Raw genomic sequence first — 25,044 nt, forward strand, 5'->3', positions numbered from 1 at the left:
TCCTCCACCCCCTACCCGTCGAGATCGTCCCAGCCCCGCCGCTCCCAGGCGCCGTCGATGAAGGCGGCGGCGCGGGACGAGCGCGGCAGGCCGCAGCAGGTCAGCACCGAGGGCGGAACCCGCCCGCCGCCGCGGCTCCACCACAGGCTGGCGCGGGGCGGCAGCGGGCCGACGCGCTCCTCGACCACGGTGGCGACGGTGGGGTCGGCGCCGTTCGGTTCCGGGCGGCCCAGGATCGCCATGCGCGCCGGCAGGGCGTCCACGTCGGCCCCGGCGCGGCAGGCGTCGGCGGCGATGGATTCCGCGCGGGTGAACCAGTGCAGGCAGGCCACCGGCACCACCGCGAGGTCGGTGCCGTAAGGCAGCGTGCCGACGATGGTGAAGGGGTATTGCCGCCCCACCCGGTCGGCGCTGGGCATCATGATGCCGGCCAGCGGCGGCTCCCCGCACAGGCCGGGCGACAGGGCGAAGCGCCAGACCGGGGCGGACTGGAACAGCCGCTCCCAGGGCGAGCCGAGCTGGCGCACCGCCGCGTCCAGAACCTCCGTCAGCCAGGCGTCCCAGGGAAGCAGCACGCCGCGCGGCAGGCCGTAGCCCACGAAATCGCCGCGCGCCGGCACCTTCCCGTGGAAGCCCACCGCGAAACCGGGGCTCATCAGCCGGCCCCGCCGTTGTTGGGAATGCGCGGCATCGGCGCGGTCGGCTGGCCCAGCACGTCGAGGACCCGTGACACCAGCGCCTCGTCGGGCGGCACCGGGGCGAAGCCGGCCTCGACCAGCGCGGCCAGATGGTCGCCGAGCGCCCGGCGCTCCGCCTCATGGGCGGCGCCGGGGAGCGTGCGCTGCCAGTCGGCGGCCAGCCATTCGGCCAGAACCGCCGGGTCCAGCGGCTCCCGCCCGCCGATCATCGCGTAGGCGCGCAGGCTCTGCCGCAGCAGGTCGGGCCGCGCCCAGCCGGTGCGGAGCTGCTCCTCCAGCCGCAGCACGATGCGCGACAGGAACACGCTGCGCAGCGCCCGCCGGTAGACGTCCTCGGCGGGAAGGCCGACGCGCTCCCCCTGCGACAGCCCGAAGCCGAGCAGGGACGCCCGCCGCTCCGCCCGCCCGGTCCAGCCGGCCGGCAGGGCGCGCAGCGCGTCGAGCGCCGGCAGGACGGCGAGGAAGTCGGAGTCCTCCACCCGCGTCAGCGAGCGCGGCGGGGTGTCGAGAGCGCGCAGCCGCTCCTCCGCCACCGCCACGGCGGCCTCCGCCCGCGCCAGCAGCGCCTCGTTGGCGCGGTGGCTGCTCAGCCCAGCCAGCCCGAGCAGCAGCCCCGCCGCCGCCGTCCCCCCCAGCGCCCAGACGTGGCGCCGCCGCCGCGCCCGCTCCAGCGCGCGGTCCACCCCGACCATGTTGGCCTCGGGGAAGACCACCTCGGGCAGCAGACGCTCCAGGAAGAAGGTCTGGGCCGGCGATTCCGCGGAGGCGCCGGGCTGGGTGGCGCTGGTCAGGTAGATGCCGCGCAGCAGCGGCACCGCCTCCTCGGCCTCCGCGGTGAAGGCGGTGTCGACAAGGTCGGCCAACGCCGCCTCGAAGCCCGCCATGCGCAGCGGGAAGGCGAAGGCGTCGCCGCGCCGCTGGATGTCCGGCTCCTGGTGCAGCCGCTCGGGAAGCCGCTCCTCCAGCCGGCGCAGCAGCGCCGCGTACTGCGCGTGGAAGCTGGCCAGCGGGCCGGGCGGCGCGTCCTCCACCGGGAAGGTGATGCCCCAGATCTGGGCGCGCTCCGCCCGGTCCAGCGGGTCGAAATAGGTGGTGAAGCCGTCCACGAGGTCGGCCTTGGTGCACAGCAGATAGACCGGCACGCGGATGCCGAGATGGGCGCGCAGCTCGCCCAGCCGCTGGCGGATGGTGATGGCGTGGTTGTGCCGCTCCGCGTCGCTCCAGCCGGCGAGGTCGGTCAGGCTGATGGTCAGCAGCACGCCGTTCACCGGCTGGCGCGGACGGTGCTCCTTCAGCAGGTCGAGCAGGCCGGACCAGACGCGGCCGTCGATGGCGCGGCGGCTGTCCTGGGTGGTGTAGCGGCCGGCCGTGTCGATCAGCACCGCCTCGTCGGTGAACCACCAGTCGCAGTTGCGCGTGCCGCCCAGATTCTGCACCGGCATGCCGTCCAGCCCGCCGCCCAGCGCCGCGCCCAGCCGGGCGTTGGCCAGCGCCGTCGTCTTGCCCGAGCCGGGGGCGCCGATCACCAGATACCAGGGAAGCTGGTAGAGATACTGGCCGCCCCAGCGCGCGCCGAAGCGCTGCGTCTTCAGCCGGTCGATCACCGCGTCCAGCCGCTCGCGCACCGTGCCCAGCTCGTCCAGCGACGCCTTCAGCTCAGGATCGCGCGACGCCGCCAGCGCCTCGACGAAGCGGGCGTTGGCGGCGCTCTGCCGGCCGTCCTCGTGCCGGTTCAGCGCGTACCACAGGGCGAGCAGGACCAGCGCCGGCAGCAGGCGGGCGAGGCCGCCGAAGCCGAGCAGCGGCATCACCGCCCAGCCGAGCAGCCCGACCGACAGGGCGACCGCGAGCGTGGTCCACCAGCGCAGGCGCGGCGCCATTGCCGGATCGGCACGGCGGACCTTGCTCTGGGACTTTTTGGAGCGGGTGTGCGGAGACGGTTCGCTCATGGACCGCGGCCTATTCGGGGTAGAGGCGGACATCGACGCGCCGGTTGGCGCCCCGGTTGGCCGGCGTGGTGTTGGGGGCCAGCGGTTCGCGCTCGCCCCGCCCTTCGGCGGTCAGGCGCTCGGCGCCCAGCGTGCGCTCCAGGATCTTCAGCACCGCCACCGCCCGCGCCTCGGTCAGCGCCTCCGGCGTCGGCAGCCCGCCGCCGCGCGGCGTCTGGTCGTCGGTGTGGGCGACCACCACGACGCGGCCCGCCTCCGGCCCGAGAGCCTGCCCGACGCGGTCGACCACGGCGCGGTAGCGGGCGCGGATCGCGTCGCTGCCAGTGGCGAACATGCCCGCCCCCTCGATGCGGATGACCAGCGCCCCGTCGTCGCCGGCCAGCACCGCCACGGCGCCGGACCGGATCTCCGGCTGGAGCAGGGCGGTGACGCGGACGGCCAGCGCCGGACCCGCGCTGGGCGGCGGCGGCGGGACGGCGCGGACCAGCTCCAGCGGCCGGTCGGGAAGCAGCGCGCCCAGCCGGGCCACCACCGCGTCCGCCCGGCCGCCCAGCGAGGCCGACAGGGTCAGGAACAGCCCGCCGAGCAGCGTCGCCACCGCCACCGCGGCCAGCCAGGGCGGCAGGACGTGCCCCAGCGGGCGGAACCGTTCGGCGACGCCGCGCCATTGCGGCGACAGCGCGCGCTCCCGCTCGCCGCGCAGGCGGCGCAGCACGCGGAACAGCTCGTCCCGCAGATGGGCAAGGTCGTGGGCGCCGCGCGGCTTGTCGCGGAACTTGCCCTCGAAGCCCAGCGACAGGCAGGCGTAGAACAGCTCCAGCTCCAGCCGGTGCAGGCGCGGGTCGCTCAGCATGGTGTCGAGCAGGTCGAAGAAGCGGTCCGGCCCGCCGGCGCCGGGATCGACCACCACCGCCAGCCCCTCGCGCGCCCAGCGGCAGCGTGCCCCCCAGGGGGTGGCCCGCACCACGTCGTCCAGCATGGTGCACAGGGCGAAGCGGGCGACGCGCACCTCCTCCGGCGGGACGCCGATGGCGGCGGCCTCCTCCTCGAAGCGGCGGACCTCGGCGAGGATGACGTCGCGCAGCCCCTCCGGATTCTCGTGCCCCGAGCGTTCGCGCAGCGACCCGGCGAGGTCGAGCAGCGGACCGGCGGCGGCCAGCAGCGGGTTCAACGCCCCGCGCAACCGCGCCGGCTGGTCCGGCGGCGCCTCCGCCTTCGGGCGGTCCTCCGGGGCCACGGCGGGCCCCGCCGCGAGGAAGGCCGGGAGCGCGCGCGGCCCACCGCCGGACTCCGCGGAAAACTCCCCGCCATCCCGCAGGCCCGCCCCGCCGCCGAAGCGTCCGTCCGATTCCATGCCCCCGCCGCCGCTCTGCTGTATGATGATCCGTGTGATGGGAAATCCCCCGCCGGAGGAGGTATAGCAGGCCCGGCCGGATGGGGAAATCGGAGGGTTTGATGCAAATCGCGGAAGAGGTCCGCGGCGACGTGACGATCCTGCGCCCGGTGGGGCCGATCGACAGCGCCGCCGCCCCCCGGTTCGAGGCGCGGCTGTCCGCGGCGCTGGCCCCCGCCGCTGCGGACGCCGCATCGGACGCGCCCGGAAAAACGCCGGCCGGGCTGGTGCTCGACCTGTCGGCGGTGACGCAACTGACCCCGGCGGGGCTGCGCTCGCTGCTGCTGGCGGTGCGGCAGGCGCGGCCGGGTGCGGGAAGCGCGGGCGGGCGGGCGGACGTGCGGATCGTGCTGGCGGCGGTGCCCGGCCCGATCCGCGGCGTTCTGGAGGAGGCCGGGCTGGCGGCGCTGTTGGAAAGCCACGGCGACCTCGACGCCGCCGTGCGCGCCGCCTCACGACAATGAACTAATCCATATTGCGAAGACTGGAATCATAGAGCTGCTGCGCCAGGATAGTCTTCAGCAGGGCCTCGACGGTAACGCTCATGTAGCGCGCCTGCTGTTCCAGACGCCGATAGACGTCGAGCGGCAGATCAAGCGTCACGTTGACCCTGCTGGCGTGGGGAAACTCGGCCATATCCCCTCTCCATCTCTGTGAACCGCGTCACGCGACGCCGGGTCACAGACGATAAGACTCCCCTCGGGCGCGGTCCATGGCGCAGTCCGCGAAGCGCGCTGTGCGGTTGCGCCGGGCCTCTCCCCCAATTTGGAGCGCGTCAAGCCGCGGCCCGCAGCGCCCCGTGGACCTCCGCCAGGATCTCGTAGGAGCGCACCCGCGCCGCGTGGTCGTGGATGGCCGAGGCCACCATGATCTCGTCGGCCCCGGTCTCGGCGAGGAAGGAGTCCAGCCCGCGCCGCACCGTCTCCGCCGAGCCGACGAAGGAGCAGGACAGCATGTTCATCGCCTGCGCCTTCTCCAGCGGCGACCAGAAGCTCTCGATGTCGTCGATGGGCGGCGGCAATTGGCCGCGGGTGCCGCGGATCAGACGGGCGAAGCTCTGCTGGGCGGAGGTGAAGAGCCGGCGCGCCTCCGCGTCGGTCTCGGCGGCGACGACGTTAACCCCGACCATGGCGTAAGGCCGGTCAAGCTGCGCCGAGGGGGTGAAGTTCTCCCGGTAGACCTGCAACGCCCGCATCAGGGCGTCCGGCGCGAAGTGCGAGGCGAAGGCGTAGGGCAGGCCGAAGGCGGCGGCAAGCTGCCCGCCGAACAGGCTGGAGCCAAGGATCCACAGCGGCACGTTCGACCCGGCGCCGGGCACCGCCTGCACGCGCTGGCCCGGCTGGACGGGGCCGAGCAGGGCCTGAAGCTCCAGCACGTCCTGGGGGAACTGCTCCGCCACCGACGGGTCGCGGCGCAGGGCGCGCAGCGTCATCTGGTCGGTGCCGGGCGCCCGGCCGAGGCCGAGGTCGATGCGGCCGGGGAACAGCGCCTCCAGCGTGCCGAACTGCTCGGCGATGACCAGCGGCGAATGGTTGGGCAGCATGATGCCGCCGGCGCCGACGCGGATGGTCGCGGTGCCCGCCGCCACATGGCCGATGACGACCGAGGTCGCGGCGCTGGCGATGCCGGTCATGTTGTGGTGCTCGGCCAGCCAGTAGCGGCGGTAGCCCAGCCTCTCGGCGTGGCGGGCGAGGTCCAGCGTGTTGCGCAGCGCGTCGCCCGGCGTGCTGCCTTCCGGCACCGGGGCGAGGTCGAGGACGGAGAGGGGCGGGCGGGCAGTGTGGTCGGTCGGCATGACGGGGGTATCCAATGAAACGGGACGATCGGGGGAGGTGCAGGCTGTGTGAACCTTGGCCCCCTCCCCAACCCTCCCCCGCTGCGCGGGAGAGGGGGCCTTACGCGAAGCGGCGGCAGTCCCCTCCACCTCGTAGAGGGGGAGGGTTAGGGAGGGGGCAAGCGTCTGCTAGAACGCCGCCCCCTCCTCCACCCAATCCTGAACGCTCCGGGCCAGCGGCTGCCCCTCGGGCAGGAAGGCCAGCGAGACGGAGTTGATGCAGAAGCGCATGCCGGTCGGCGGCGGGCCGTCGGGGAAGACATGGCCCTGGTGGCTGCCGCAGCGGGCGCACAGGGTCTCCACCCGCACCATGCCGTAGCTGTTGTCCTGCACCAGCTTCAGATGCGCGTTCTCGTAGGGCGCGGTGAAGCTGGGCCAGCCGGTGCCGGATTCGAACTTTGTCCCGGACCGGAACAGCGGCAGGCCGCACAGCCGGCAGGCGTAGGTGCCCGGATTCTTGTTGTCGAGCAGGCCGCCGCAGAACGGTGCCTCCGTCCCGTGGCTCAGCAGTACGTGCCGCTCCTCGTCCGACAGGCGCTCCACCAGCACCGCGCGCTGCTCCGGCGTCGGCGGCGTCAGGTCGAAGGGTCCGGCGGTCGGGGAACGGTCGGCGGGGGCGGACATCGGGCGGCTCCAGTGACGGGGTGACGGTCCTAGGGGATATGGGCCAGTCGGTCGCGGATGACACCCGGCGTCAGGCTGCTATCTTCCCTGCACGGAACGAATGGAGGGAGAGACCAGCCATGACCGGAACGACCACCGGAAAGACCATTGGCGCGACCGGCGCCTGGACGCACCTGACGGCGTCCGACGGGCACAGGCTGACCGCCTACGAAGCCCGGCCCGTCGGGCCGGAAAAGGGGCGGCTTCTGATCGTCCAGGAGATTTTCGGGATCAACAGCCACATCCGCCGCGTCTGCGACGGCTACGCCGCGGACGGTTACCGCACGCTGGCCCCCGCTTTGTTCGACCGGGCGCAGCGCGGGGTGGAGCTGCCCTACGACGAGGCCGGCGTCCAGCGTGGCCGCGAGCTGATGGGCGCGGTCAGCGTCGACGACGCTCTGACCGACGTGGCGGCGGGTCTCGCCCATCTCGGCGGGGCGGAGGGGGCGGCCGTCGCCGGCTATTGCTGGGGCGGCACCATCGCCTGGGCCGCCGCGTCGCGCCTGCCGGTTCGCGCCGCCATCGCCTATTACGGCGGCGGCATCGGCAACCGGCTGGACGAGGCGCCGCGCGCGCCCGTGCTGCTGCATTTCGGCGAGACGGACCACGCCATCCCCCTGACGGTGGCCGAGGCGGTGCGCCAGCGCCATCCCGGCGCCATCACGCATCTCTACCCCGCCGGCCACGGCTTCAACTGCGACGAGCGGGCCAGCTACGACGCGGCCAGCGCCACCCTCGCCAAGCGCCGCACGCTGGGCCTGCTCCAGGCGGTGTTCTGAAAAAGAAAAGGCCCTTCCCCCGGCTTCGGAGGAAGGGCCTTTCTTCCGATCACGCCGTTACGTGGCGACGTCCGGCTTGGTGCGGCCGGTGTGGCGCTCGATGCCGGCCAGCTCCGCCGCCAGATCGGCCAGCGGCTTCAGCGCGACCGGGGCGTCCAGCCCATGCTCACCGCCGACCGGCTCGTAGCGCTCGAAATAGACGCGCAGCGTGGCGCCGGACGTGCCGGTGCCGGACAGGCGGTAGACGATGCGCGAGCCGTCCTCGAAGCCGACGCGCAGGCCCTGCCGCTCGGACCGGCTGCCGTCCACCGGGTCGGTGTAGGCGAACTCGTCCGCCGCCGCGACCTTGCGCCCGCCGAGGTCCGTGCCGGCCAGCGAGGGCAGCGTGCCGCGCAGCTCGGCGATCAGGGCGTCGGCGGCCTCCTGCGGGATGGCCTCGTAGTCGTGGCGGCCGTAATAGGTGCGCCCATAGGTGCCCCAATGCTCGTCCATCAGCGCGGCCACCGACAGGCCGCGGGCGGCCAGGACGTTGAGCCACATCAGGACGGCCCACAGCCCGTCCTTCTCGCGCACATGGTCGGCGCCGGTGCCGAAGCTCTCCTCGCCGCACAGGTTGATGCGTCCGGCGTCGAGCAGCGTGCCGAAGAACTTCCAGCCCGTCGGCGTCTCGTAGCAGGAAATCCCGAGCTTCGCCGCCACGCGGTCCACCGCCCGGCTGGTCGGCATCGAGCGGGCGACGCCCGCCAGACCGCCCTTGAAGGCCGGAACGTGGGTGGCGTTGGCGGCCAGCACGGCGAGGCTGTCGCTGGGCGACACGAAGATGTTGCGGCCCAGGATCATGTTGCGGTCGCCGTCGCCGTCCGAGGCGGCGCCGAAGTCCGGCGCGTCCGGCCCGAACAGTCGCTCGACCAGCTCCTCGGCGTGGGCGAGGTTCGGGTCGGGATGGTGCCCGCCGAAATCCTCCAGCGGCGTGCCGTTGATGACGGTGCCTGCCGGGGCGCCCAGCCGGCGCTCCAGGATCTCCGTGGCGTAGGGGCCGGTGACCGCGTGCATGGCGTCGAACACCATGCGGAAGCCCGACGCGAACAGCTTGCGGATCGCCGCCATGTCGAACAGCGATTCCATCAGCTCCGCGTAGTCGGCCACCGGGTCGATGACCTCCACCGCCATGCCGCCGAGCGAAGTCTCGCCGAGCCGGTCGAGATCAAGGTCCGGCGACTCCAGCGTCTTGAACTCGGCGATGGCCTTGGAGCGGGCGAAGAAGGCGTCGGTCATCGACTCCGGCGCCGGGCCGCCGTTGGCGGCGTTGAACTTGATGCCGAAATCGCCGTCCGGGCCGCCGGGGTTGTGGCTGGCCGACAGGATCACGCCGCCGATGGCGCCGCGCTTGCGGATGACGCAGGAGGCCGCCGGGGTGGACAGGATGCCGCCGCGCCCGACCACCGCGCGCGCGACGCCGTTGGCGGCGGCCATGCGCAGGATGGTCTGCACGGCGGTGCGGTTGTGGTACCGCCCGTCGCCGCCGATCACCAGCGTGGAGCCGGACAGGCCGTCGACGCAGTCGAAGATGGATTGGACGAAGTTTTCCAGATAGCGCGGCTGCTCAAAGACCTTCACGGCCTTGCGCAGCCCGGAGGTGCCGGGCTTCTGGCCGTCGAAGGGCGTGGTCGGACAGGTGACGGGAACCACTGGACGTCCTCTCTTGGTCGTGTCGGGCCGGGGCGGCGCGCCGTCGCACCGCCACCCCGCCCCGCCACGATGCGCGGCTTTGCGCCGCCGTTCAACCGGGCCGAACGACACCTTACCTTCGGTGGACCATCGTCAATGGACCGAGGCTTTACGCCTCTTCGACCGAGACGGCTTCCGGACCCTTGTCGCCCTGGCGGATGGAGATGCGGACACGCTGGCCGTCGTTCAGCCCCTGCAGGCCGGAACGCTCCACCGCCTTGACGTGAACGAACACGTCCTGGCCGCCACCATCCTGGGCGATGAAGCCGAAGCCCTTGGTGGCGTTGAACCACTTCACGGTGCCCTCGGTCTGGGTGGTCGGGCCGCCCGCCGCCGGACGGCGCGGGCCGCCGAAGCCACCACGGTCACCGCCCCGGTCATTGAAGCCGCGATCACCACCTCGATCGTTGAAGCCGCGGCTGTCGCCCCGGCCAGCGAACCCGCGGTCGCCGCCACGATCACCGCCGCGATCCCCACCCCGATCGTTGAAGCCGCGGTTGCCGAACCCGCGGTCGCCCCCACGGTCGTTGCGGTCGCCGAAGCCACCCCGCTCACCGAAGGACGGGCGCGGACCCTGGGCACGGGCCGGGCGGGCCGGAGCGGCGGTGGAGGTGTCCACGGAATGCAGGGCGGAGACTTGGTTGCCCTTGCGCCCCTCGACGATGTCCACCACGACGGTGGCGCCGTCCGGCAGGGACTCGTGGCCGGCGGTGGCGACGATGGCGGCGGGGATCAGGGCGTCGGGCGACCCGTCCTCGAACTTGACGAAGCCGAAGCCGCGGTTGGGATCGTACCACTTGACGGTGGCCTGAACCTGGGTGCCGAGGACGACGGGCTGGCGGTAGACGTGCTGGCGCGGGGGTTGACGGTGCATGAGACCCACTGAACTCCAAAAGGCGACTCGGCACCGACCTTCGGTGCCGAGAGAAGACATCGCCTTTCCCCGCACGAATCACAAGACCGCAGGAGCGCCGTTTCGCGCTCCCGCGGCCCCGGTGCCATTTTTCTCCCCGGCGGGCGGTTTCAGCCCAGCCGCTCGGGGTTGGGCGGCGGTTCCTCCGGGGGAACGGGGATGGCGTCCGGCGGCTCCTTTATCGGTGGCCGTGAAGGATCGCCGGGCATGTCCGGCATGCCGGGCGGCGGCACCGGCATGTCCGGGGTCGGCGGGGAGGGAGGAATGGGACCGGCGACGCTCAGGTCGGCGGCCATCAGTTCGGCCATCATCCGCGTTGTCGCCATCAGCCGCCCCCGCCCATCGTGCCACCCGTCGCACCCGGCGCGGCGCGGGTCAGGCCGCGCGCCTTGTCCAGCGATTCCATGCAAAGCTGCTCGTTGCCGTCCTTCGCGGCGGAGCGCGCCGCGGTCACCAGCGATTCGATCTGGGCGTTGCGCGCCGCCTGCCCCATCGACCCGCTCTCCATCGAGGAACCGCTGTTCGGCGCGGCGTCGGGCCGCACCGCCGGAGCGGTCGGCATGGGAGCGCCGGTGCGCGGCGGCTCGATCACCGCCTGGTCGCCCGAGGCCGGCGGCGCCACCACCCCGCCCGAGCGGGCCAGCTGGTCCGGCGTCGTGCCGGAACTGCCGCTCGGCAAAGACCCATCCCCCGCGGTGGAGCCGGAGCTGCCCGGCGGCGTCGCGACCGGCGGCGGGCTGGCCGACAGGTTGTTCTCGGCGGCGAAGCGGTCGACCAGCGCGGCGCAGCTGCCCTGCGCCAGGGCGGGACCGGCGCCGCACAGCACGAGGCCGGCGGCGAGCAAAAGGCCCTGTGGGATCGGATGTCGTGCCATCGGTTGCCTCCCCATCAGCAATACCACCCTCAACCGGTGTAGCGGCGCTCCGGTTCCGCCCGCCTTTGGCCGACTTTTTCCCGCCGTGGACACCGCCCGGTGGTGCCGTTTCGCCCGTTCCTCCTGTTGAAGGCGCGATGGACAACGGCGGGGGAGAGGGGGTGCGATGGACGGCAACCGCGAAAGCCGGGGGCGCGAAGGCCGTGCGGATGTCTCGGCCGAGGCCGAGGCCTTCTATACGGAGAGTCTGAAGGTCCTGAAGGAGTCCGGCATACCCTTCCTGCTGGGCGGCACCTACGCGCTCAGCGCCTACACCGGCATCACCCGGCCGACCAAGGACATCGACATCTTCTGCCGGGGCGGCGACTTTCCGCGCATCCTCGCGCATTTCCAGGACCGCGGCTTCGGCACGGAGATCGAGGACGAGCGCTGGATCGGCAAGGTCCTGCACGGCGACCTGTTCTTCGACGTGATCTTCAACTCCGCCGCCGCCATCAACCCGGTCAACGACCGCTGGTTCGAGGAGGATCACCGCGCGCTGGTCTGCGGCGCCGACGTGCAGCTCATCCCGCCGACGGAAATGGTCTTCTCCAAGGCATTCGTGCAGATGCGGCACAAGTACGACGGCCCCGACGTCGCCCACATGATCCTGAAGCAGCACGCCCACATCGACTGGAAACGGCTGCTCGGCCACATGGAGCAGTATTGGGAGGTGCTGCTGATGCACGTCCTGAACTTCCGCTTCATCTACCCGACGGAGCGCGACCACATCCCCGCCTGGCTGTTGCAGGAGCTTCTGGACCGGCTGAACGAGCGCGCGAAGCTGCCGGTGCCGCAGACCCGCATCTGCCGGGGGCGGCTGTTCTCGCGCGAGGATTATCGGATCGACGTCACGGACTGGGGGTTCGCCGACGTCGTCGGCGAGGAAACGAAGCATGGTTGAACACATTCGGGCTGAAGGAACCATCAAGGTCGCCGCCATCGGCGACATCCATGTGGGGGAAACCTCCACCCATCCCTACCGCGAGCTGTTCCAGGAGATTGCCGACCGGGCGGACGTCCTGGCGCTGGCCGGCGACCTGACCAACCACGGCAAGCCGCGCGAGGCCGAAGTGCTGGCCGAGGACCTGCGCGCCATCGGCATCCCGGTGGTCGCCGTGCTGGGCAACCACGACCACGAATGCGGCCATGTCGAGGAGCTTCAGCGCATCCTGGAGCAGGCGGGCGTCCGCTTCCTCGACGGCAACCCGGTGGAGATCCGCGGCGTCGGCTTCGCCGGGGTAAAGGGCTTCGGCGGCGGCTTCGAGAACCGCATGCTCGACGCCTTCGGCGAACCGGCGATCAAGCAGTTCGTGCAGGAGTCGCTGAACGAGGCGATGCGGCTGGAAAGCGCGCTGCGCCAGCTGGAGACCGAGCGGACGATGGTCGTCCTGCACTACGCCCCGATCGCCGAGACGGTGCGCGGCGAGCCGACGGAGATCTATCCTTTCCTCGGCTCCTCGCGTCTGGCGGAGACCATCGACCGCTTTCACGTCCAGGCGGTCGTCCACGGCCACGCCCACCACGGCAGCTACGCCGGCAAGACCCTGCGCGGCACGCCGGTCTACAACGTCGCCCAGACCATCGAGAAGGAGTCGGGGAGGCCCTACGCGCTGATCGAGCTGTAGGCGACGGCTTCGATTGCCCCCACACCCCCGCCATGCGACCGCCGCACTACCACCCCGGCGGGGTTCCGGATAGGGTGCGGGCACAATGCCCCATTCTGCGCCCCACCCTGCCCTTTCTAAGCTCCCGTCATGCTGACCGCCAACCTCGCCGCCCTGGGGGCCGCGCTCTGCTGGGCGGCCAGCGGGCTGATCGCCATCGGCCCGGTGCGGGCCATCGGCTCGGTCGCCTTCAACCGCCTGCGCATGAGCATCGTCTTCGTCGGCACGGCGCTGGCCGCGACTCTGCTCGGCGGCTGGCAGACGCTCGACCTGCAAGGCGCGGCGATCCTGGCGCTGTCCGGCGCGGTCGGCATCGTGATGGGCGACACCGCGCTGTTTTGGGCGCTGGGGCGCATCGGGCCGCGCCGCAACTCGGTCATCTACGCCACCAACGCGCCGATCACCGCGCTCCTTGCCTGGGCCGTGCTGGGAGAGGCTCTGGGACCATGGACGGCGGTCGGCATCGCGCTGGTCACCGCCGGGGTGATGCTGGCGATCTTCTTCCGCGCCAGCCCGGTCCCGAACGGCACGGGCACCGTTCCCCATGACTGGGAGTCGGTGCGGGGGCGCCTGCTGATTGGCGTCGGCGCCTGCCTGATCGCCGCCGTCTGCCAGGCCGCCGGCTCGGTCATCGCCCGGCCGGTGATGGCGGCGGGCGCCGACCCCATCGCGGCGGCGGCGGTGCGCGTCGGCATGTCGGGGCTGCTTCTCTTCGCGGGCGGGCTGCTGCCCGGCCAGCGCTTCGGCTTCGGCCCCGGCCTGACGCCGCGCATTTTCGCCCAGGTGGTGGTGAACGGCTTCATCGGGCTGGGGCTGGGGATGACGCTGCTGCTGATCGGGCTGGCCCACGGCAATGCCGGCGTGGTCGCCACCCTGTCGGCCACCAGCCCGGTGCTGATCCTGCCGATGCTGTGGGTCTGGACCCGCCAACGTCCGGGGGCCGGAGCCTGGGCGGGCGCCATCGTGGCGGTGCTGGGCGTGGCGCTGATCGTCAACCGCTGAGGCAATCCGGCAAATTCCCGGCGGCTGAAAAATTTTATCTGAAACGGTTGCGTCCGCCAATTTCCGGGGCAGGATGGAGAAACCGTCTCCCGGTTCCCGCATTCCGATAAGGCGCGACACCCCATGGCCTCCCCTCGCCGCAAGCGTTCCGGCGCCGATCCCGCCGCGCCGGTGCTGCATCTGACGCGCTTCCTGCCCTACCGCCTGTCGGTGCTGTCCAACACGGTCAGCCACACGGTGGCGAAGCTGTACGAGAAGCGCTTCGGCATCACCATCCCGGAATGGCGGGTCATCGCCGTGCTGGGCGGCGGCGAGACGCTGAGCGCGGGGGAGATCGCCCAGCGCACCGCCATGGACAAGGTGCAGGTCAGCCGGGCGATCAGCCGGATGCTCGATTCGGGCCTGATCCTGCGCGAATCGGGCGCCACCGACCGCCGCAAGGCGCAGCTGACCCTGACGCCGAAGGCGCTGGCGATCTACACGGAGATCGTCCCCCTCGCGCTGGCCTACGAGCGGGAGCTGACCGGCGCGCTCACGGAGGAGGAGATGGGCCAGCTCGACGGCCTGCTGGCCAAGCTCCAGGCCCAGGCCGACGCGCTGGCCGCCCGTCCCACTCCGCTGCCCGCCCCGCACCCCCCGGACGCGGGCTGACCGCTCAGGCAAAGTCCTTGAAGCTGTCCGCCGCCGCGCGGTCGTAGCCCTGGCTGGCGCGCAAGAGCTGGCGCGTGTAGTCCTCCCGCGCCGCCCCCCGACGCAGGGCCTCCACGTCCATCTCCTCGACGATGCGGCCACGGTTCATCACGGCCAGCCGGTCGCACATGGTGGCGACCACCGCCAGATTGTGGCTGACCAGCACGTAGGTCAGCGCGTGCTCCGCCCGCAGCCGCTTCAGCAGGTTGAGGATTTCCGCCTGCACCGACACATCGAGCGCCGAGGTCGGCTCGTCCAGCAGCAGCACGCGCGGCTCCAGCACCAGCGCGCGGGCGATGGCGACGCGCTGGCGCTGCCCGCCGGAGAGCTGGTGCGGGTAGCGGAAGCGGAACTGCGGCCCCAGCCCGACGTCGCGCAGCACCCGGTCGATCCGCGCGTCGGCGTCGCGCAAGCCATGGATGGCGATGGGCTCGGCCAGAATGCGGTCGATGGTGTGGCGGGGGTGCAGCGAGCCGTAGGGGTCCTGGAAGACCATCTGGCAGGACTTGAAAAAGCCCTTCTCGCGGCGCCGGCTTTGCACCGCACCGGCCACGGCGATGGACCCGGTCCAATCGTGGTTCAGCCCGACGACGGCGCGCAGCACCGTGGACTTGCCCGAGCCCGATTCGCCGACCAGCCCGAAGCTCTCGCCCTCCCGCACGGCGAAGGACACCCCCTGCACGGCGGCCACGGCGTCGGCGCCATGGCCGAAGGTGACGCGCAGATCCTTGACGTCGATCATCGCCCGCCCTCCACCGGACCATGCCCCCTCTCCCCTCCGGGGAGAGGGTTAGGGTGAGGGGGTTGCGCTTTTCCCGAACCTTCCGGCGATGCCGACGCCCCCTCACCCCGACCCTCTCCCCCGGGGGGAGAGGGGGGGAAATCCTCCAGCCAGGACGGGTCGCGCGCCAGCACCGGCAGCTCCGCCCGCGTGTCGTCCAGCCGCGGCAGGCTGTCGAGCAGGCCGCGGGTGTAGGGGTGCTTCGCCGCGTGCAGCTCCGACGCGCGGCAGGTTTCGACCACCCGCCCCGCGTACATGATGATGATGCGGTCGCAGAAGGACGCCACGAGGTTCAGGTCGTGGCTGATAAAGATCATCCCCATGCCGCGGCTGGAGCACAGCTCGTCCATGATCGCCAGCACCTGCATCTGCACCGTCACGTCGAGCGCCGAGGTCGGCTCGTCGGCGATCAGCAGGTCGGGGTTGGGGATCAGCATCATGGCGATCATGATGCGCTGGCCCATGCCGCCCGACACCTCGTGCGGGTAGAGGCCGTAGACCCGCTCCGGGTTGCGGATGCGCACCGCCTCCAGCATCTCCAGCGCGCGCCGCTTCGCCTCCGCCTTGCCGGCGCTGGAATGGACGCGGTAGGCCTCGGCGATCTGGGCGCCGATGGTCATCACCGGGTTCAGCGAGAATTTCGGGTCCTGCATGACCATGGAGATGCGCCGCCCGCGGATGCCGCGCAGCCGATTCTCCGGCAGGGTCAGCAGATCCTCGCCCTGGAAGGACAGCGTGTCGGCGGTGACGATTCCGGGCGGCGGGACCAGCCGCAGGATGGCCCGCCCGGTCATCGACTTGCCGGAGCCGGACTCGCCGACGATGCCCAGCTTTTCCCGCCCGACGGTGAAGGAGACGCCGCGCACCGCCTGCGTCACGCCCGTCCGGGTGGGAAAGGAGATGCGGAGGTTCTCGACCTCCAGCAGAGGTGTCTCGCTCATTGGCGCTTGGGTCATTGGCCTTTCGGGTCCAGAACGTCGCGCAGGCCGTCGCCCAGCAGGTTGAAGCCCAGGCTGACCACGAAGATGGCGATGCCGGGCATGGTGGCGACCCACCACTGCTCCAGCACATACTGGCGCCCGGTGGCGATCATCGCGCCCCATTCCGGGGCGGGCGGCTGCGCGCCGAGGCCGAGGAAGCCCAGCCCCGCCGCCGTCAGGATGATCCCCGCCATGTCCAGCGTCACCCGCACGATCAGCGAGGAGGAGCAGAGCGGCACGACATGGCCGAGGATGATCCGCGGCGTCGAGGCGCCCTGGAGCCGCGCGGCGCTGATGAAGTCGCTCTTGCGGATGGTGATCGTCTCGGCCCGCGCGATGCGGGCGTAGGGCGGCCAGCTGGTGATCGCGATGGCGATGATGGCGTTCTCGATGCCCGGCCCCAGCGCCGAGACGAAGGCCAGCGCCAGGATCAGCTTGGGGAAGGCCAGGAAGATGTCGGTGACGCGCATCAGCACCGCGTCCACCCAGCCGCCGAGATAGCCCGCCACCGTCCCGATCAGCAGCCCGGCCACCGGCGCCGTCACCGCGACCAGCGCCACGATCATCAGCGTCAGGCGGGAGCCGTAGAGGATGCGCGACAGGATGTCCCGGCCGAAGGCGTCGGTGCCCAGCCAGTGCGCCGCGCTGGGCGGCAGCAGACGCTGCGACAGGTCCTGCATGTAGGGGTCATAGGGCGCGAGCAGCGGGGCCAGCGCCGCCATCAGCACCAGCAGCAGCACGATGCCCAGCCCGATCATGGCCAGCCGGTTGCGCGTGAAGGCCAGCCAGCCCAGATAGACCCGGCCCAGCCGTGCCTGCCCGCGGGACTGCGGAGTCTCCGCCGTCAGCCACGCCCGCAGCCCGTTTTCCGTTACGTGCATCATCGAGCCCTCGGATCGAGGAGGCGGTACAGCAGGTCGGACAGCAGGTTCAGGCCGATGAAGACCGCCCCCACCACCAGCGTGCCGCCCAGCACCGCGTTCATGTCCGCCGACAGCAGCGAGTTGGTGATGTAGAGCCCCAGCCCCGGCCAGGCGAACACCGTCTCCGTCAGCACCGACCCCTCCAGCAGCGAGGCGTAGGACAGCGCCACCACGGTCGTCAGCGGCACCGCGATGTTGCCCAGCGCGTGGCGCCAGATCACCCGCGCTTCCGACATGCCCTTGACGCGGGCCGTCGTGATGTATTCCTGGCGGAGCTGGTCCAGCATGAAGCTGCGCGTCATGCGCGCGATGTAGGCCACGCTGTAGAGGCCGAGGATTCCCGCCGGCAGCACCAGATGGTGCAGCGCGCTCCAGAACACGTCGCTCTCGCCGGCCAGCAGGGCGTCCACCGTGATGACCCCGGTCACCGGATCGACCAGCCCCTCGTAGAAGACGTCCACCCGCCCCGGCCCCGGCGCCCAGTCGAGCCGCGCGTAGAAGACCAGCAGCGCCATCAGCCCCAGCCAGAAGATCGGGATGGAATGGCCGATCAGCCCGATCACCCGGATCAGATGGTCCGGCCAGCGCCCGCGATGGACGGCGGCCATCACCCCCGCCGGGATGCCCAGCAGCACACCGACGACCAGCGCGGCGGTAGCCAGCTCCAGCGTCGCCGGGAAAACGCGCAGGATGTCCTCCAGCACCGGGCGGGAGGTCAGCACCGAGGTGCCGAAATCGCCCTGAAGCACGTCGCCGACGTAGCGCAGGAACTGCTGCCACAGCGGCAGGTCCAGCCCCAGCTCCTGGCGGACGCGGGCGTAGGTGTCGGCGGACACGCGGTCGCCGACCACGGCGATCACCGGGTCGATGGGCACCACGCGCCCGATCAGGAAGGTGACGAGCAGGAGGCCGAGGACGGTCAGCGCCACCGAGACGAGCAGCCCCGCCCCGCGAATCGCATGGCGCCGCCCCGGCATCCCCCATCGTTTCAAGATAGCGGCCAAGTTTCACCCGAATTTGAAAGCAAAAACCCTCTCCCCGCTTTCGGCGGACCAAAGGTCCGCCTGTCGCGTCAGCGCAAACTTCGTTTGCGCGTGAGCGGAGGGGAGAGGGGATGAAGTGCGGGAAGATAAAAAGCCCCCTTACTTCTTGCTGACCTTCCAATAATAGTTGCTGTCGAAGCTCGGGCCCCAGACCAGCCCTTCGACGTTGCTACGCTCCGCGATCACCTCGGTCTGCTGGAACATGATGACGAAGGGCGAGGTCTCCAGGACTTCGCGCTGAAGCTCCTGGTACATCGCCGCGCGCTTGGCGGTGTCGCGCTCCTCGACCGCGGCGGCGGTCTTCTTGGTCAGCTCGGGGATGTCCCAGGCGTTGCGCCAGGACAGCGGCTTGGCCTTCGCGTCGTCGGCGTTGTCCGGGTTGGCGGCGAAGGTGTCGGCGTTGGTGTTCGGGTCCTGGTAGTCGGCGCCCCACTGGTAGAGCAGAGCCTCGTGGTTGCGGGCGCGGTACTTGGTGACCACCTGCTTGCCGTCCGCCGGCAGCAAGTTGATCTTGATGCCCGCCGCCGCCGCGCTGCCCTGGATGGCCTGGGCCATGTCCATGCTGGGCGAGGTGTTGCGGACATCCATCGTCACGGTGATGCCGTCCGGATAGCCGGCTTGGCGGAGCAGTTCCTTCGCCTTGGCCGGATCGTACGTGTACGGGTTCTCCTCCAGCGCGCCGAGGAAGCCCTTGGGCAGGAAAGCCTGATGGACGGTGCCGAGGCCGTTCATGATGGTCTTCGCCATGCCGTCGTAGTCCACGGCGTACTTGAAGGCCTTGCGCACGTCGGGCTTGGCCAGCACCTCGTTCTTCTGGTTCAGGCCGAAATAATAGAGCGTGCCCTTGGGCGCCTGGACGATGCGGATCTTGTCGTTGCCGCGCAGCGGCTCGAACTGCTCCGGCTTCAGGTTGCGGGCCACGTCGACGTCGCCCTTCTCCAGCAGCAGGCGCTGGGTCGCCGGCTCCGCGATGTGGCGGATCAGCACGCGCTTCACCGCCGGGGCGCCGCCCCAATAGTTGGCGTTGGCCTCCAGCGACAGAAGCTCGCTGGCCTTCCACTGGCGCAGGACGAAGGGGCCGGACCCGGCGGAGTTGGCCTTGAGGAAGGCGGCGCCGAAGTCGCCGTTGACCTCCTTGCTCTTGACCAGCTTGGCATCGACCACGCCGGAGACGTCGGCGGTCAGGCAATAGAGCACGAAGGTCGGGGCGTAGGTCTTGTCCGTCTCGAACACCAGGGTGCGCGGGTCGGTGGCGCGGACCTTCTGGTCGACGTTCTCCGGCGTCAGGCCGAACTGGGTCAGGATGAAGGCCGGCCCCTTGTTCATCTTCACAGCGCGCTGGAGCGAGTAGGCCACATCCTCCGCCGTCAGCGGGTTGCCGGAGTGGAACTTGATGCCGTCACGGATGGTGAAGGTGAAGGTCTTGCCGTCGTCGGAGACGGTCCAGCTTTCCGCGACTTGCCCGTAAATCTTGCTGACGTCGTTGACGTCGAAGCGGATCAGCCGGTCATAGACCTGGGCGCCGTATTCGGCCCCCGACAGCTCGAAGATTTCGCCGGGATCGAGCGTCACGATGTCGTCGAACTGCCAAGCCATGACCAGCGTGTCCTTCGGCGTGTCGGCCAGGACCGGCGTGGCCGCAAAGCCGAAGGAAAGACCGGCGGACAGAAGGGCGGCACCGGCCAGACGGCGCGCGAGCGTGTTCATGGTTCCCATACTCCCTGCGTGATCCCGGAACGACCCCGGACGGGGCGAATTCTCTTTGGAATTCTTAGCGGTTAACGGCCGGATGATCCGGCGGCGCGGGTTCGCCTGTCAAGCGGGCGGCGGTCATAGCGGCCCCCGTGATCGAACGCGAACGCCTTAACCCGGTCCGCAACAGGCTTGCCGATCCCGCCCGTCCGTCCACATCACTGGCAAAGCGATGGAGGATCCATGGACCAGGACCGCGAGAACGGCCAGTCGCGCGTGCCCAAGCCGCCGAGCCGCGACGAGGTGGAGAAGATCAGCGACGCGCAGCGCTACATCACCGACGACTGGACCGGCGACGGCGGGAAACCGGCGGACCAGTCCACGGACGACAGCGGACGTTGAGTCCGGGGCGTTGAGTCCGGCACCGTCCCCGCGTAGCCTCGTCCCTCAAGGACCACACACGCGGGGACGACCATGATCGGGAACGACGGAAAGCCGGTGTCGAAGGAGGGGCTGCGCCAGCACCTCGCCGCCTACAACACGCAGTCGCGCGGCTCGAAGGAATTCGCGGCGATTCCGCGCGCGCTGGTCACCGTCTGCGACAATCTGAAGGCCGGCAAGACCACCTACGTGAAGTGCCTGGACGGCCAGTTGCAGCTGTCCCGGCGCAAGGACAACAGCGTCCAGGCGGCCTAGCGGCCCGTCACCCCTCGCCCTTCACGGGGAAATCGAACCAGGGCAGGCGCAGGAATTCGTACTCCCGCAGCCGAGGCACCCGCCCGCGCCGCATCCAGTCGTGAAGGGCGGCGTAGGGCGCCGCCTGGTCGAGCGTCCAGGCCGCCTCGCCCCGGTCGAAGAACCAGCCGATGTAGGTGCCGACGAGACCGAGAAACTCCCGCCCCGCCGCGGTCGGCGCAATGCCGAGGAAGCTGACGATGATGTCGTCGAACGGCCCGCGGGCGCGGCGGTCGCGCATGATCGTCAGGTCCCAGCCCGTCCCGTCGCGCAAATCCAGCGGAAGCGGCGCCGTGCAGCGGGCGTCGATGTCGGTGATGAAGACCGGCGCCCCCGTCCGTTCCAGCAGGTCCAGGGCCACGAAGAAGCGCGCGCAGGCGTAATAGGTGGTCTCCGCCCCCGGCGCGTGGGCGGACAAGTCTATGCGCTCCAGCGACCAGGACAGCCGCCCCGGCTGGGCGGCGCAGCGGCGGTCCAGGTCGGCGCAATCCTCCGCACCGGGGTTCACGATGTGGACATGCACGCGGTCGCCCGGCGCGTCCTTCAGCGCATGGGACAGAAACCAGCCGCCGAAGCGCCGCCAATAGCGGAAATCGACGCTGACCAGCAGGATCGCGCCACCACCAGCCGCGGGCGGAACCGGCATCGACCGTTCCCCCGCCTCGGCGATTCGCGGCCGATACCCGGCGAGCGTGCCGAGGAAGACCGGGCGCGCATCGACCTGCCGCCATTTTACCGCCTGCTGGTCGGCGCGGATCGCCTCCTCCGACCAGCCGCGCAGACAGCGCCGGGCGAGGCGCGAGGCGGCCACCAGCCGCCCCCGGCGGTAGAGGCCATGGGCGATGCAGGCCGCCGCTGCACCGTCTCCCGGCGCCCGCCTCAGCCGGTCCCGCGCCCGCTTGGCGATCCGCTCCAGCCGCGCGTCGTCCAGCATGCCGCGGTGGATGGTCAGCACGGCGGAGCGGAACAGCGCCGCCTCCGTCACCTCGCCCGCGCCGCGCTCCAGCGCCGCCAGGAACAGGTCGAGCGCGCGGGCGAGCGGTTCGCCCCAGCTTGCCTCCGGGCGGTCGGCGCGGGGAAATTCCGGCAGGGCGCCGCTTGCCTGCAAGGTCGCCATGGCGAGGTTGCTCAGCGCCGCCCCGTCGTCCGGACGCAGCCGCGCCGCCCGGCCGTAGCCCGCCACCGCCCCATCAGCCTCTCCCGCCGCCAGCCGCGCCCGCCCCACGGCCGCCCAGGCATCTGCGCTGTCCGGCGCCAATGTCAGCGCATGGGCCAGCCAGCACCCCGCCGCCAGCGGTTCCGGCCCACCGGCCAACAGCCGCCCCGCCGCCAGCGCCGCCGCCCCATAGCCGGGATCGATCCGCAGGGCGGCGCGGAAGCAGTTGAGGGCCTCCCCCACCAAGCCCAGATCGCCGAGCGCCAGCCCCCGGTTGAAGGTGGCTTTGGCACGCCCCGGCTCCAGCGCCAGGGCGCGTGCGTGCTGCGCGGCCGCCCGCGCCGCATCACCGCCGCCGCGGCGCAGACTGCCCAGATTGTCGTGATAGTCCGCCGCCCCTGGGTCCAGCGCGATGGCCTGGGCGATCAGCGACACCGCCTCCTCGCTCCGCCCGGTCTGGCCCGCCAGGACGCCCAGCAGATGCAGCGCGTCGGCCTGCCGCGGATCGGCGTCGAGAATCGCCCGGTAGACCCCGGCGGCCTCGCCCATCCGTCCGGCCCGGTGGTGGCCGATGGCGATGGCATAGGCTTCGGACAGGCTGACCATGACGACTCCGGGAACGTTCAGGGGGGCTTGCGACATCGCGCCCGCTTGCGGAGGCGCACCGTCCCTCTACCATCGCGGGCCATGAGAACCGATCCCGACGGCCTTCCCCATCATGACGACCGCCGCGCCCTGGCGGAAGCCCTGCGCGCCGCTCTGACGCAGCGCTGCCCGGACGCCGACGGCGATCTGACCGCGGCCATCGGGGCCATGGCGGCCAGCCGCTTCTTCGGGGTGCGCTTCCGCGCCGAGGGCAACGCCGCCCGCGCCTGGGTCGCCCGCCGCCCCAACCCCGACGTGTTCGAGGTCTGGGACCCCGCCACCGGCGCCTGGGACTTCGTCGAGCGCCTGCCCGATCCGGTGCTTTACCAGCCGACGCCGGAGGGCACCGCGCGCATCGCCGCCACGGCGCAGCAGGCCATGGCCGAGGTCGCCGCCGCCGGGCGTCTGGCCCACGCCCTGGCCGCCGGGATCGAGCCGGACGACGAGTGACAAGAGCGGAGAGGGCGTGTCCCAAGGCTCCAGCCGGCCATCCGCCGGATCCCGCTACCCGAGCAGGCGGCGCGCCATCGCGTTGATCGTGAGATCGATCGCCGCGCCCTCATCGTCGCCATCCTCGATGAACCAGGCCGCCGACAGACCCGTCCACGCGACGATCCAGCGAAGCAGCCGCCCGGCCTCGATCCCCGTCGCCTCGATCACGACACCCAACCGGGCCTCCAGCCGGCCGGGCATGGTGGCGAGCGGCCGGCTGGGATCGCTGAGGTCCGGATTCGTGAAGATGTTGGCGTAATCGAAGGCCTGCTCGCCAAGCAGCCCATGGGGATCGATCGCCAGCCACCCCCGCTCACCGAAATCGAGCACGTTCTCGTGGTGCAGGTCGCCATGGAGCGGGCCGACGGCCCGGGGAGCGGCAATGAGCTGGCGCGCAATGTCCGCGGCGGGCGCCAGCGCTGCCTGTTCCGTGGCAAGCTGGAAAAGCGGCTGGAACCAGCGCTCCAACGGGTGCAACTCCGGAAGCGGGCCGGGCCGCTGCGCATGCAGGCGGGCCACGGTGTCGCACAGGATGCGGCAGGCGTTCTCATCCCGGCCCGACCAGGCCATCCGGGCGAGATCGTCGGCACCGTCCGCCGCCCGCTCCATGAGCAGGGCGTCCGTGGACGAGGCGAAGACCCTGGCGGCCCCCTGCCCATTCCACCACGTCATGAGCCGGTAGCCCGACCGCTCATCGGGGGTCCGGGCGACCTTCAGCATCGCCGGTGCCCCCTCGTGCCGGACCGGAAGCACCCAACTGGAGTGCGTGGTCCGCAGAGGGGCGTCCGGGAGCAGGCCCCACAGCTCCACGAACCTTCCGACCTCCGGGGGGATAACGGCATGCGCGCCCATGGGAATCCTCCTGGAAACGGCGCCTCAGGCGGTGGCGAATAGCCCGCCGTCCTCTGGCCCCTCTGAGCCGTCGTCGGCGTTCGGATCGCCCAGCGCGGTTTCCCAGCCCAGCGCCGGCAGGGCGATGCTGCGGGTGTTGCCCAGCCCGCTGCGCGTGGCGACGAAGCCGCGCTGCTCCATGTAGGTCAGCAGGCGCCGCGCCCGCCCGCGCGACCGGCTGCCGCAGGCGCGGGCCACCTCGGCGTCGGACGGACAGGGCAGATGGTCCAGCGCCGCGCGGGCCAGCAGCAGGAAGACGACCTGGATGTCCTCCGGCAAGGTCGCCGCGACCTGGGTCGCCTTTTCCCAAGCGGGATTCTCTTGGGTGCCGTTCCCCGCCCCGGCGCGGGCCGCCGCCAGCTTGCGCCGGAAGGCCGGCAACTCCAGCAGTTCACCCCTCACCCCCTGCGTCCGGCAGCGCACCAGGAAGTCCTGGTACAGCACGGCGATGGAGCGGTAGGGCGCCTCCGGATCGGCCAGCACCTCGCGCAGGATCGCCTCATAGGCGGCCTTGCGCTCCGCCGCCTGCTCCGGCGTTTCCGGCTCCTCCATGGGCAGCGTGGGGGTGGTGTCCCCGACCTCCGGCTCCACCGGCAGGGGACGCGGGCGGGAGAGCTGGGCCAGCAGATCGGCGCTGGCGCTGGTCGAAGGGCGGCGCACCGGCAGGCGCGGCGGTTCCGGCTCGCCCGGCCTGAAGATCAGCTCCCGCGCGTCCTCCAGCGGGGTGTCGGGCAGCGGCATCAGCTTCGGGCTGCCGGCCCGCCCCTGCGTCTCGACGGCACCGATGCGCAGCGGCAGCGGGCGGCGCGAGATGGCCGGGCCGAGCGCGATGAAATGCCCGCGCTCCAGATCGCGGAACATCTCCGCCGTGCGGCGCTCCATGCCCAAAAGGTCGGCGGCGCGGGCCATGTCGATGTCCAGGAAGGTGCGGCCCATCAGGAAGTTGGAGGCTTCCGCCGCCACGTTCTTGGCGAGCTTGGCGAGGCGCTGCGTCGCGATCACCCCGGCCAGCCCGCGCTTGCGGCCGCGGCACATCAGGTTGGTCATGGCGCCCAGCGAGACCTTGCGCGCCTCGTCCGACACCTCGCCGGCGGCCGACGGGGCGAAGAGCTGCGCCTCGTCCACCACCACCAGCATGGGGTACCAGTGGTCGCGGTCGGCGTCGAACAGCCCGCCCAGGAAGGCCGCAGCGTGGCGCATCTGCATGTCCGCGTCCAGCCCCTCCAGGTTCAGCACGACGGAGACGCGGTGCTGGCGCACGCGGGCGGCGACGCTCTGCAGGGCGGCCTCGCTGTGCTCGTCGGCGTTCACCACGATGTGGCCGAAGCGCTCGGCCAGAGTCACGAAGTCGCCCTCGGGGTCGATCACCGCCTGCTGCACCCAGCGCGCGCTCTGCTCGATCAGGCGGCGCAGCAGGTGCGACTTGCCGGAACCGGAGTTGCCCTGCACCAGCAGGCGGGTTGCCAGCAGCTCCTCG

The 25,044-nt window shown here is 71.5% G+C and carries 27 protein-coding genes (1 of these 27 running past the window's edge); 9 read left to right on the forward strand and 18 right to left on the reverse strand.

Annotated elements, in window-relative coordinates; all coding sequences use genetic code 11:
- Positions 1-11: 11 nt before the first annotated feature.
- From tagF to icmH, 3 genes are read right to left on the reverse strand one after another with little or no spacing between them, the layout of a single operon-like run.
- Positions 12-656, reverse strand: coding sequence for a type VI secretion system-associated protein TagF (tagF, locus tag AMK58_RS12950; protein ID WP_014239131.1), 645 nt, complete (start codon positions 654-656; stop codon positions 12-14).
- Positions 656-2,647: a type VI secretion system membrane subunit TssM gene (gene tssM / locus AMK58_RS12955; protein ID WP_236778134.1), complete on the reverse strand. Its 1,992-nt coding sequence runs from the start codon at positions 2,645-2,647 to the stop codon at positions 656-658. The genes tagF and tssM overlap by 1 nt, the downstream gene beginning before the upstream one ends.
- 10 nt (positions 2,648-2,657) lie before the next feature.
- Positions 2,658-4,001, reverse strand: coding sequence for a type IVB secretion system protein IcmH/DotU (gene icmH / locus AMK58_RS12960; protein WP_059398968.1), 1,344 nt, complete (start codon positions 3,999-4,001; stop codon positions 2,658-2,660).
- Between the two features lie 101 nt (positions 4,002-4,102).
- Here icmH and AMK58_RS12965 point away from each other — a divergent pair, with 101 nt between their 5' ends.
- Positions 4,103-4,504 (forward strand): STAS domain-containing protein, encoded by a 402-nt coding sequence (locus tag AMK58_RS12965; RefSeq protein ID WP_158283108.1) that lies wholly within the window; start codon positions 4,103-4,105, stop codon positions 4,502-4,504.
- 1 nt (position 4,505) lies between these two features.
- Here the strand turns inward: AMK58_RS12965 and AMK58_RS30405 are convergent, their stop codons facing one another.
- The 3 genes from AMK58_RS30405 to msrB form a co-directional block, all read right to left on the reverse strand.
- Positions 4,506-4,676 (reverse strand): hypothetical protein, encoded by a 171-nt coding sequence (locus AMK58_RS30405; RefSeq protein ID WP_014239127.1) that lies wholly within the window; start codon positions 4,674-4,676, stop codon positions 4,506-4,508.
- Between the two features lie 139 nt (positions 4,677-4,815).
- The gene (locus AMK58_RS12970) at positions 4,816-5,835 is read right to left on the reverse strand and encodes an LLM class flavin-dependent oxidoreductase (RefSeq protein ID WP_059398970.1); all 1,020 of its coding nucleotides are present in this window, start codon (positions 5,833-5,835) and stop codon (positions 4,816-4,818) included.
- 168 nt (positions 5,836-6,003) lie between these two features.
- A complete protein-coding gene (gene msrB, locus AMK58_RS12975; protein ID WP_051140061.1) occupies positions 6,004-6,498 on the reverse strand; it encodes a peptide-methionine (R)-S-oxide reductase MsrB in 495 nt (164 codons plus the stop codon).
- A 119-nt stretch (positions 6,499-6,617) separates the two neighbouring features.
- Here msrB and AMK58_RS12980 point away from each other — a divergent pair, with 119 nt between their 5' ends.
- A complete protein-coding gene (locus tag AMK58_RS12980; protein ID WP_051140060.1) occupies positions 6,618-7,316 on the forward strand; it encodes a dienelactone hydrolase family protein in 699 nt (232 codons plus the stop codon).
- A 57-nt stretch (positions 7,317-7,373) separates the two neighbouring features.
- On the opposite strand, the gene AMK58_RS12985 is transcribed toward AMK58_RS12980, so the two are convergent.
- The 4 genes from AMK58_RS12985 to AMK58_RS13000 form a co-directional block, all read right to left on the reverse strand.
- A complete protein-coding gene (locus AMK58_RS12985) occupies positions 7,374-9,005 on the reverse strand; it encodes an alpha-D-glucose phosphate-specific phosphoglucomutase (RefSeq protein WP_035670956.1) in 1,632 nt (543 codons plus the stop codon).
- 148 nt (positions 9,006-9,153) lie between these two features.
- On the reverse strand, positions 9,154-9,918 hold the full coding sequence (locus AMK58_RS31835; RefSeq protein ID WP_035670953.1) for a cold-shock protein: 765 nt from the start codon (positions 9,916-9,918) through the stop codon (positions 9,154-9,156).
- Between the two features lie 149 nt (positions 9,919-10,067).
- Positions 10,068-10,283, reverse strand: coding sequence for a hypothetical protein (locus tag AMK58_RS12995; RefSeq protein ID WP_035670951.1), 216 nt, complete (start codon positions 10,281-10,283; stop codon positions 10,068-10,070).
- On the reverse strand, positions 10,283-10,831 hold the full coding sequence (locus tag AMK58_RS13000) for a RodZ family helix-turn-helix domain-containing protein (RefSeq protein ID WP_137165137.1): 549 nt from the start codon (positions 10,829-10,831) through the stop codon (positions 10,283-10,285). Before AMK58_RS13000 ends, AMK58_RS12995 begins: the two co-directional genes overlap by 1 nt.
- A 166-nt stretch (positions 10,832-10,997) precedes the next feature.
- Here AMK58_RS13000 and AMK58_RS13005 point away from each other — a divergent pair, with 166 nt between their 5' ends.
- From AMK58_RS13005 to AMK58_RS13020, 4 genes are all read left to right on the forward strand, one after another.
- Positions 10,998-11,774 (forward strand): nucleotidyltransferase family protein, encoded by a 777-nt coding sequence (locus AMK58_RS13005; protein ID WP_035670899.1) that lies wholly within the window; start codon positions 10,998-11,000, stop codon positions 11,772-11,774.
- On the forward strand, positions 11,767-12,498 hold the full coding sequence (locus AMK58_RS13010) for a metallophosphoesterase family protein (RefSeq protein ID WP_035670897.1): 732 nt from the start codon (positions 11,767-11,769) through the stop codon (positions 12,496-12,498). The genes AMK58_RS13005 and AMK58_RS13010 overlap by 8 nt, the downstream gene beginning before the upstream one ends.
- 129 nt (positions 12,499-12,627) lie before the next feature.
- Positions 12,628-13,539, forward strand: coding sequence for a DMT family transporter (locus tag AMK58_RS13015; RefSeq protein ID WP_035670893.1), 912 nt, complete (start codon positions 12,628-12,630; stop codon positions 13,537-13,539).
- A gap of 123 nt (positions 13,540-13,662) precedes the next feature.
- Positions 13,663-14,190, forward strand: a complete 528-nt coding sequence (locus AMK58_RS13020) for a MarR family winged helix-turn-helix transcriptional regulator (RefSeq protein WP_035670890.1) — start codon at positions 13,663-13,665, stop codon at positions 14,188-14,190.
- A 4-nt stretch (positions 14,191-14,194) separates the two neighbouring features.
- On the opposite strand, the gene AMK58_RS13025 is transcribed toward AMK58_RS13020, so the two are convergent.
- The 5 genes from AMK58_RS13025 to AMK58_RS13045 all read right to left on the reverse strand — a co-directional run bounded on the left by AMK58_RS13025 (position 14,195) and on the right by AMK58_RS13045 (position 19,663).
- Positions 14,195-14,971, reverse strand: a complete 777-nt coding sequence (locus AMK58_RS13025) for an ABC transporter ATP-binding protein (protein ID WP_035670887.1) — start codon at positions 14,969-14,971, stop codon at positions 14,195-14,197.
- Entirely contained in the window at positions 14,968-15,951 is a 984-nt protein-coding gene (locus tag AMK58_RS13030; RefSeq protein ID WP_104675346.1) for an ABC transporter ATP-binding protein, read from the reverse strand. Before AMK58_RS13030 ends, AMK58_RS13025 begins: the two co-directional genes overlap by 4 nt.
- 11 nt (positions 15,952-15,962) lie before the next feature.
- Positions 15,963-16,874, reverse strand: coding sequence for a nickel transporter permease (nikC, locus tag AMK58_RS13035; RefSeq protein ID WP_035670884.1), 912 nt, complete (start codon positions 16,872-16,874; stop codon positions 15,963-15,965).
- A complete protein-coding gene (locus AMK58_RS13040; RefSeq protein WP_035670880.1) occupies positions 16,871-17,890 on the reverse strand; it encodes an ABC transporter permease in 1,020 nt (339 codons plus the stop codon). The genes nikC and AMK58_RS13040 overlap by 4 nt, the downstream gene beginning before the upstream one ends.
- Positions 17,891-18,055: 165 nt before the next feature.
- Positions 18,056-19,663, reverse strand: coding sequence for an ABC transporter substrate-binding protein (locus AMK58_RS13045; protein ID WP_035670878.1), 1,608 nt, complete (start codon positions 19,661-19,663; stop codon positions 18,056-18,058).
- Between the two features lie 228 nt (positions 19,664-19,891).
- On the opposite strand from AMK58_RS13045, the gene AMK58_RS30410 reads away from it, so the two are divergent.
- Entirely contained in the window at positions 19,892-20,050 is a 159-nt protein-coding gene (locus tag AMK58_RS30410) for a hypothetical protein (protein ID WP_155903385.1), read from the forward strand.
- Between the two features lie 72 nt (positions 20,051-20,122).
- Complete coding sequence (locus AMK58_RS13050; RefSeq protein ID WP_014239111.1) at positions 20,123-20,344, forward strand: hypothetical protein; 222 nt, start codon at positions 20,123-20,125, stop codon at positions 20,342-20,344.
- A gap of 7 nt (positions 20,345-20,351) precedes the next feature.
- On the opposite strand, the gene AMK58_RS31125 is transcribed toward AMK58_RS13050, so the two are convergent.
- Positions 20,352-22,181 carry a tetratricopeptide repeat protein gene (locus AMK58_RS31125; protein WP_104675348.1) on the reverse strand — a complete coding sequence of 610 codons (1,830 nt, stop codon included), beginning with the start codon at positions 22,179-22,181 and terminating at the stop codon, positions 20,352-20,354.
- Between the two features lie 45 nt (positions 22,182-22,226).
- Between AMK58_RS31125 and AMK58_RS13060 the strand changes: the two genes are divergently transcribed.
- Complete coding sequence (locus AMK58_RS13060; RefSeq protein ID WP_035670867.1) at positions 22,227-22,634, forward strand: hypothetical protein; 408 nt, start codon at positions 22,227-22,229, stop codon at positions 22,632-22,634.
- Between the two features lie 54 nt (positions 22,635-22,688).
- Here the strand turns inward: AMK58_RS13060 and AMK58_RS13065 are convergent, their stop codons facing one another.
- Both AMK58_RS13065 and AMK58_RS13070 read right to left on the reverse strand, forming a co-directional pair.
- Positions 22,689-23,528: an APH(6)-I family aminoglycoside O-phosphotransferase gene (locus AMK58_RS13065; protein ID WP_051140058.1), complete on the reverse strand. Its 840-nt coding sequence runs from the start codon at positions 23,526-23,528 to the stop codon at positions 22,689-22,691.
- A 24-nt stretch (positions 23,529-23,552) separates the two neighbouring features.
- Positions 23,553-25,044: the 3' portion of an ATP-binding protein gene (locus AMK58_RS13070; protein ID WP_059398973.1), read on the reverse strand. It continues 71 nt past the right edge of the window; the window shows 1,492 of its 1,563 coding nt (coding positions 72-1,563); the start codon falls outside the window, past its right edge; the stop codon is at positions 23,553-23,555.

Origin of the sequence: Azospirillum brasilense, from assembly GCF_001315015.1 — a bacterium.
In the GTDB taxonomy this organism is placed as follows: Bacteria; Pseudomonadota; Alphaproteobacteria; order Azospirillales; family Azospirillaceae; genus Azospirillum; species Azospirillum brasilense.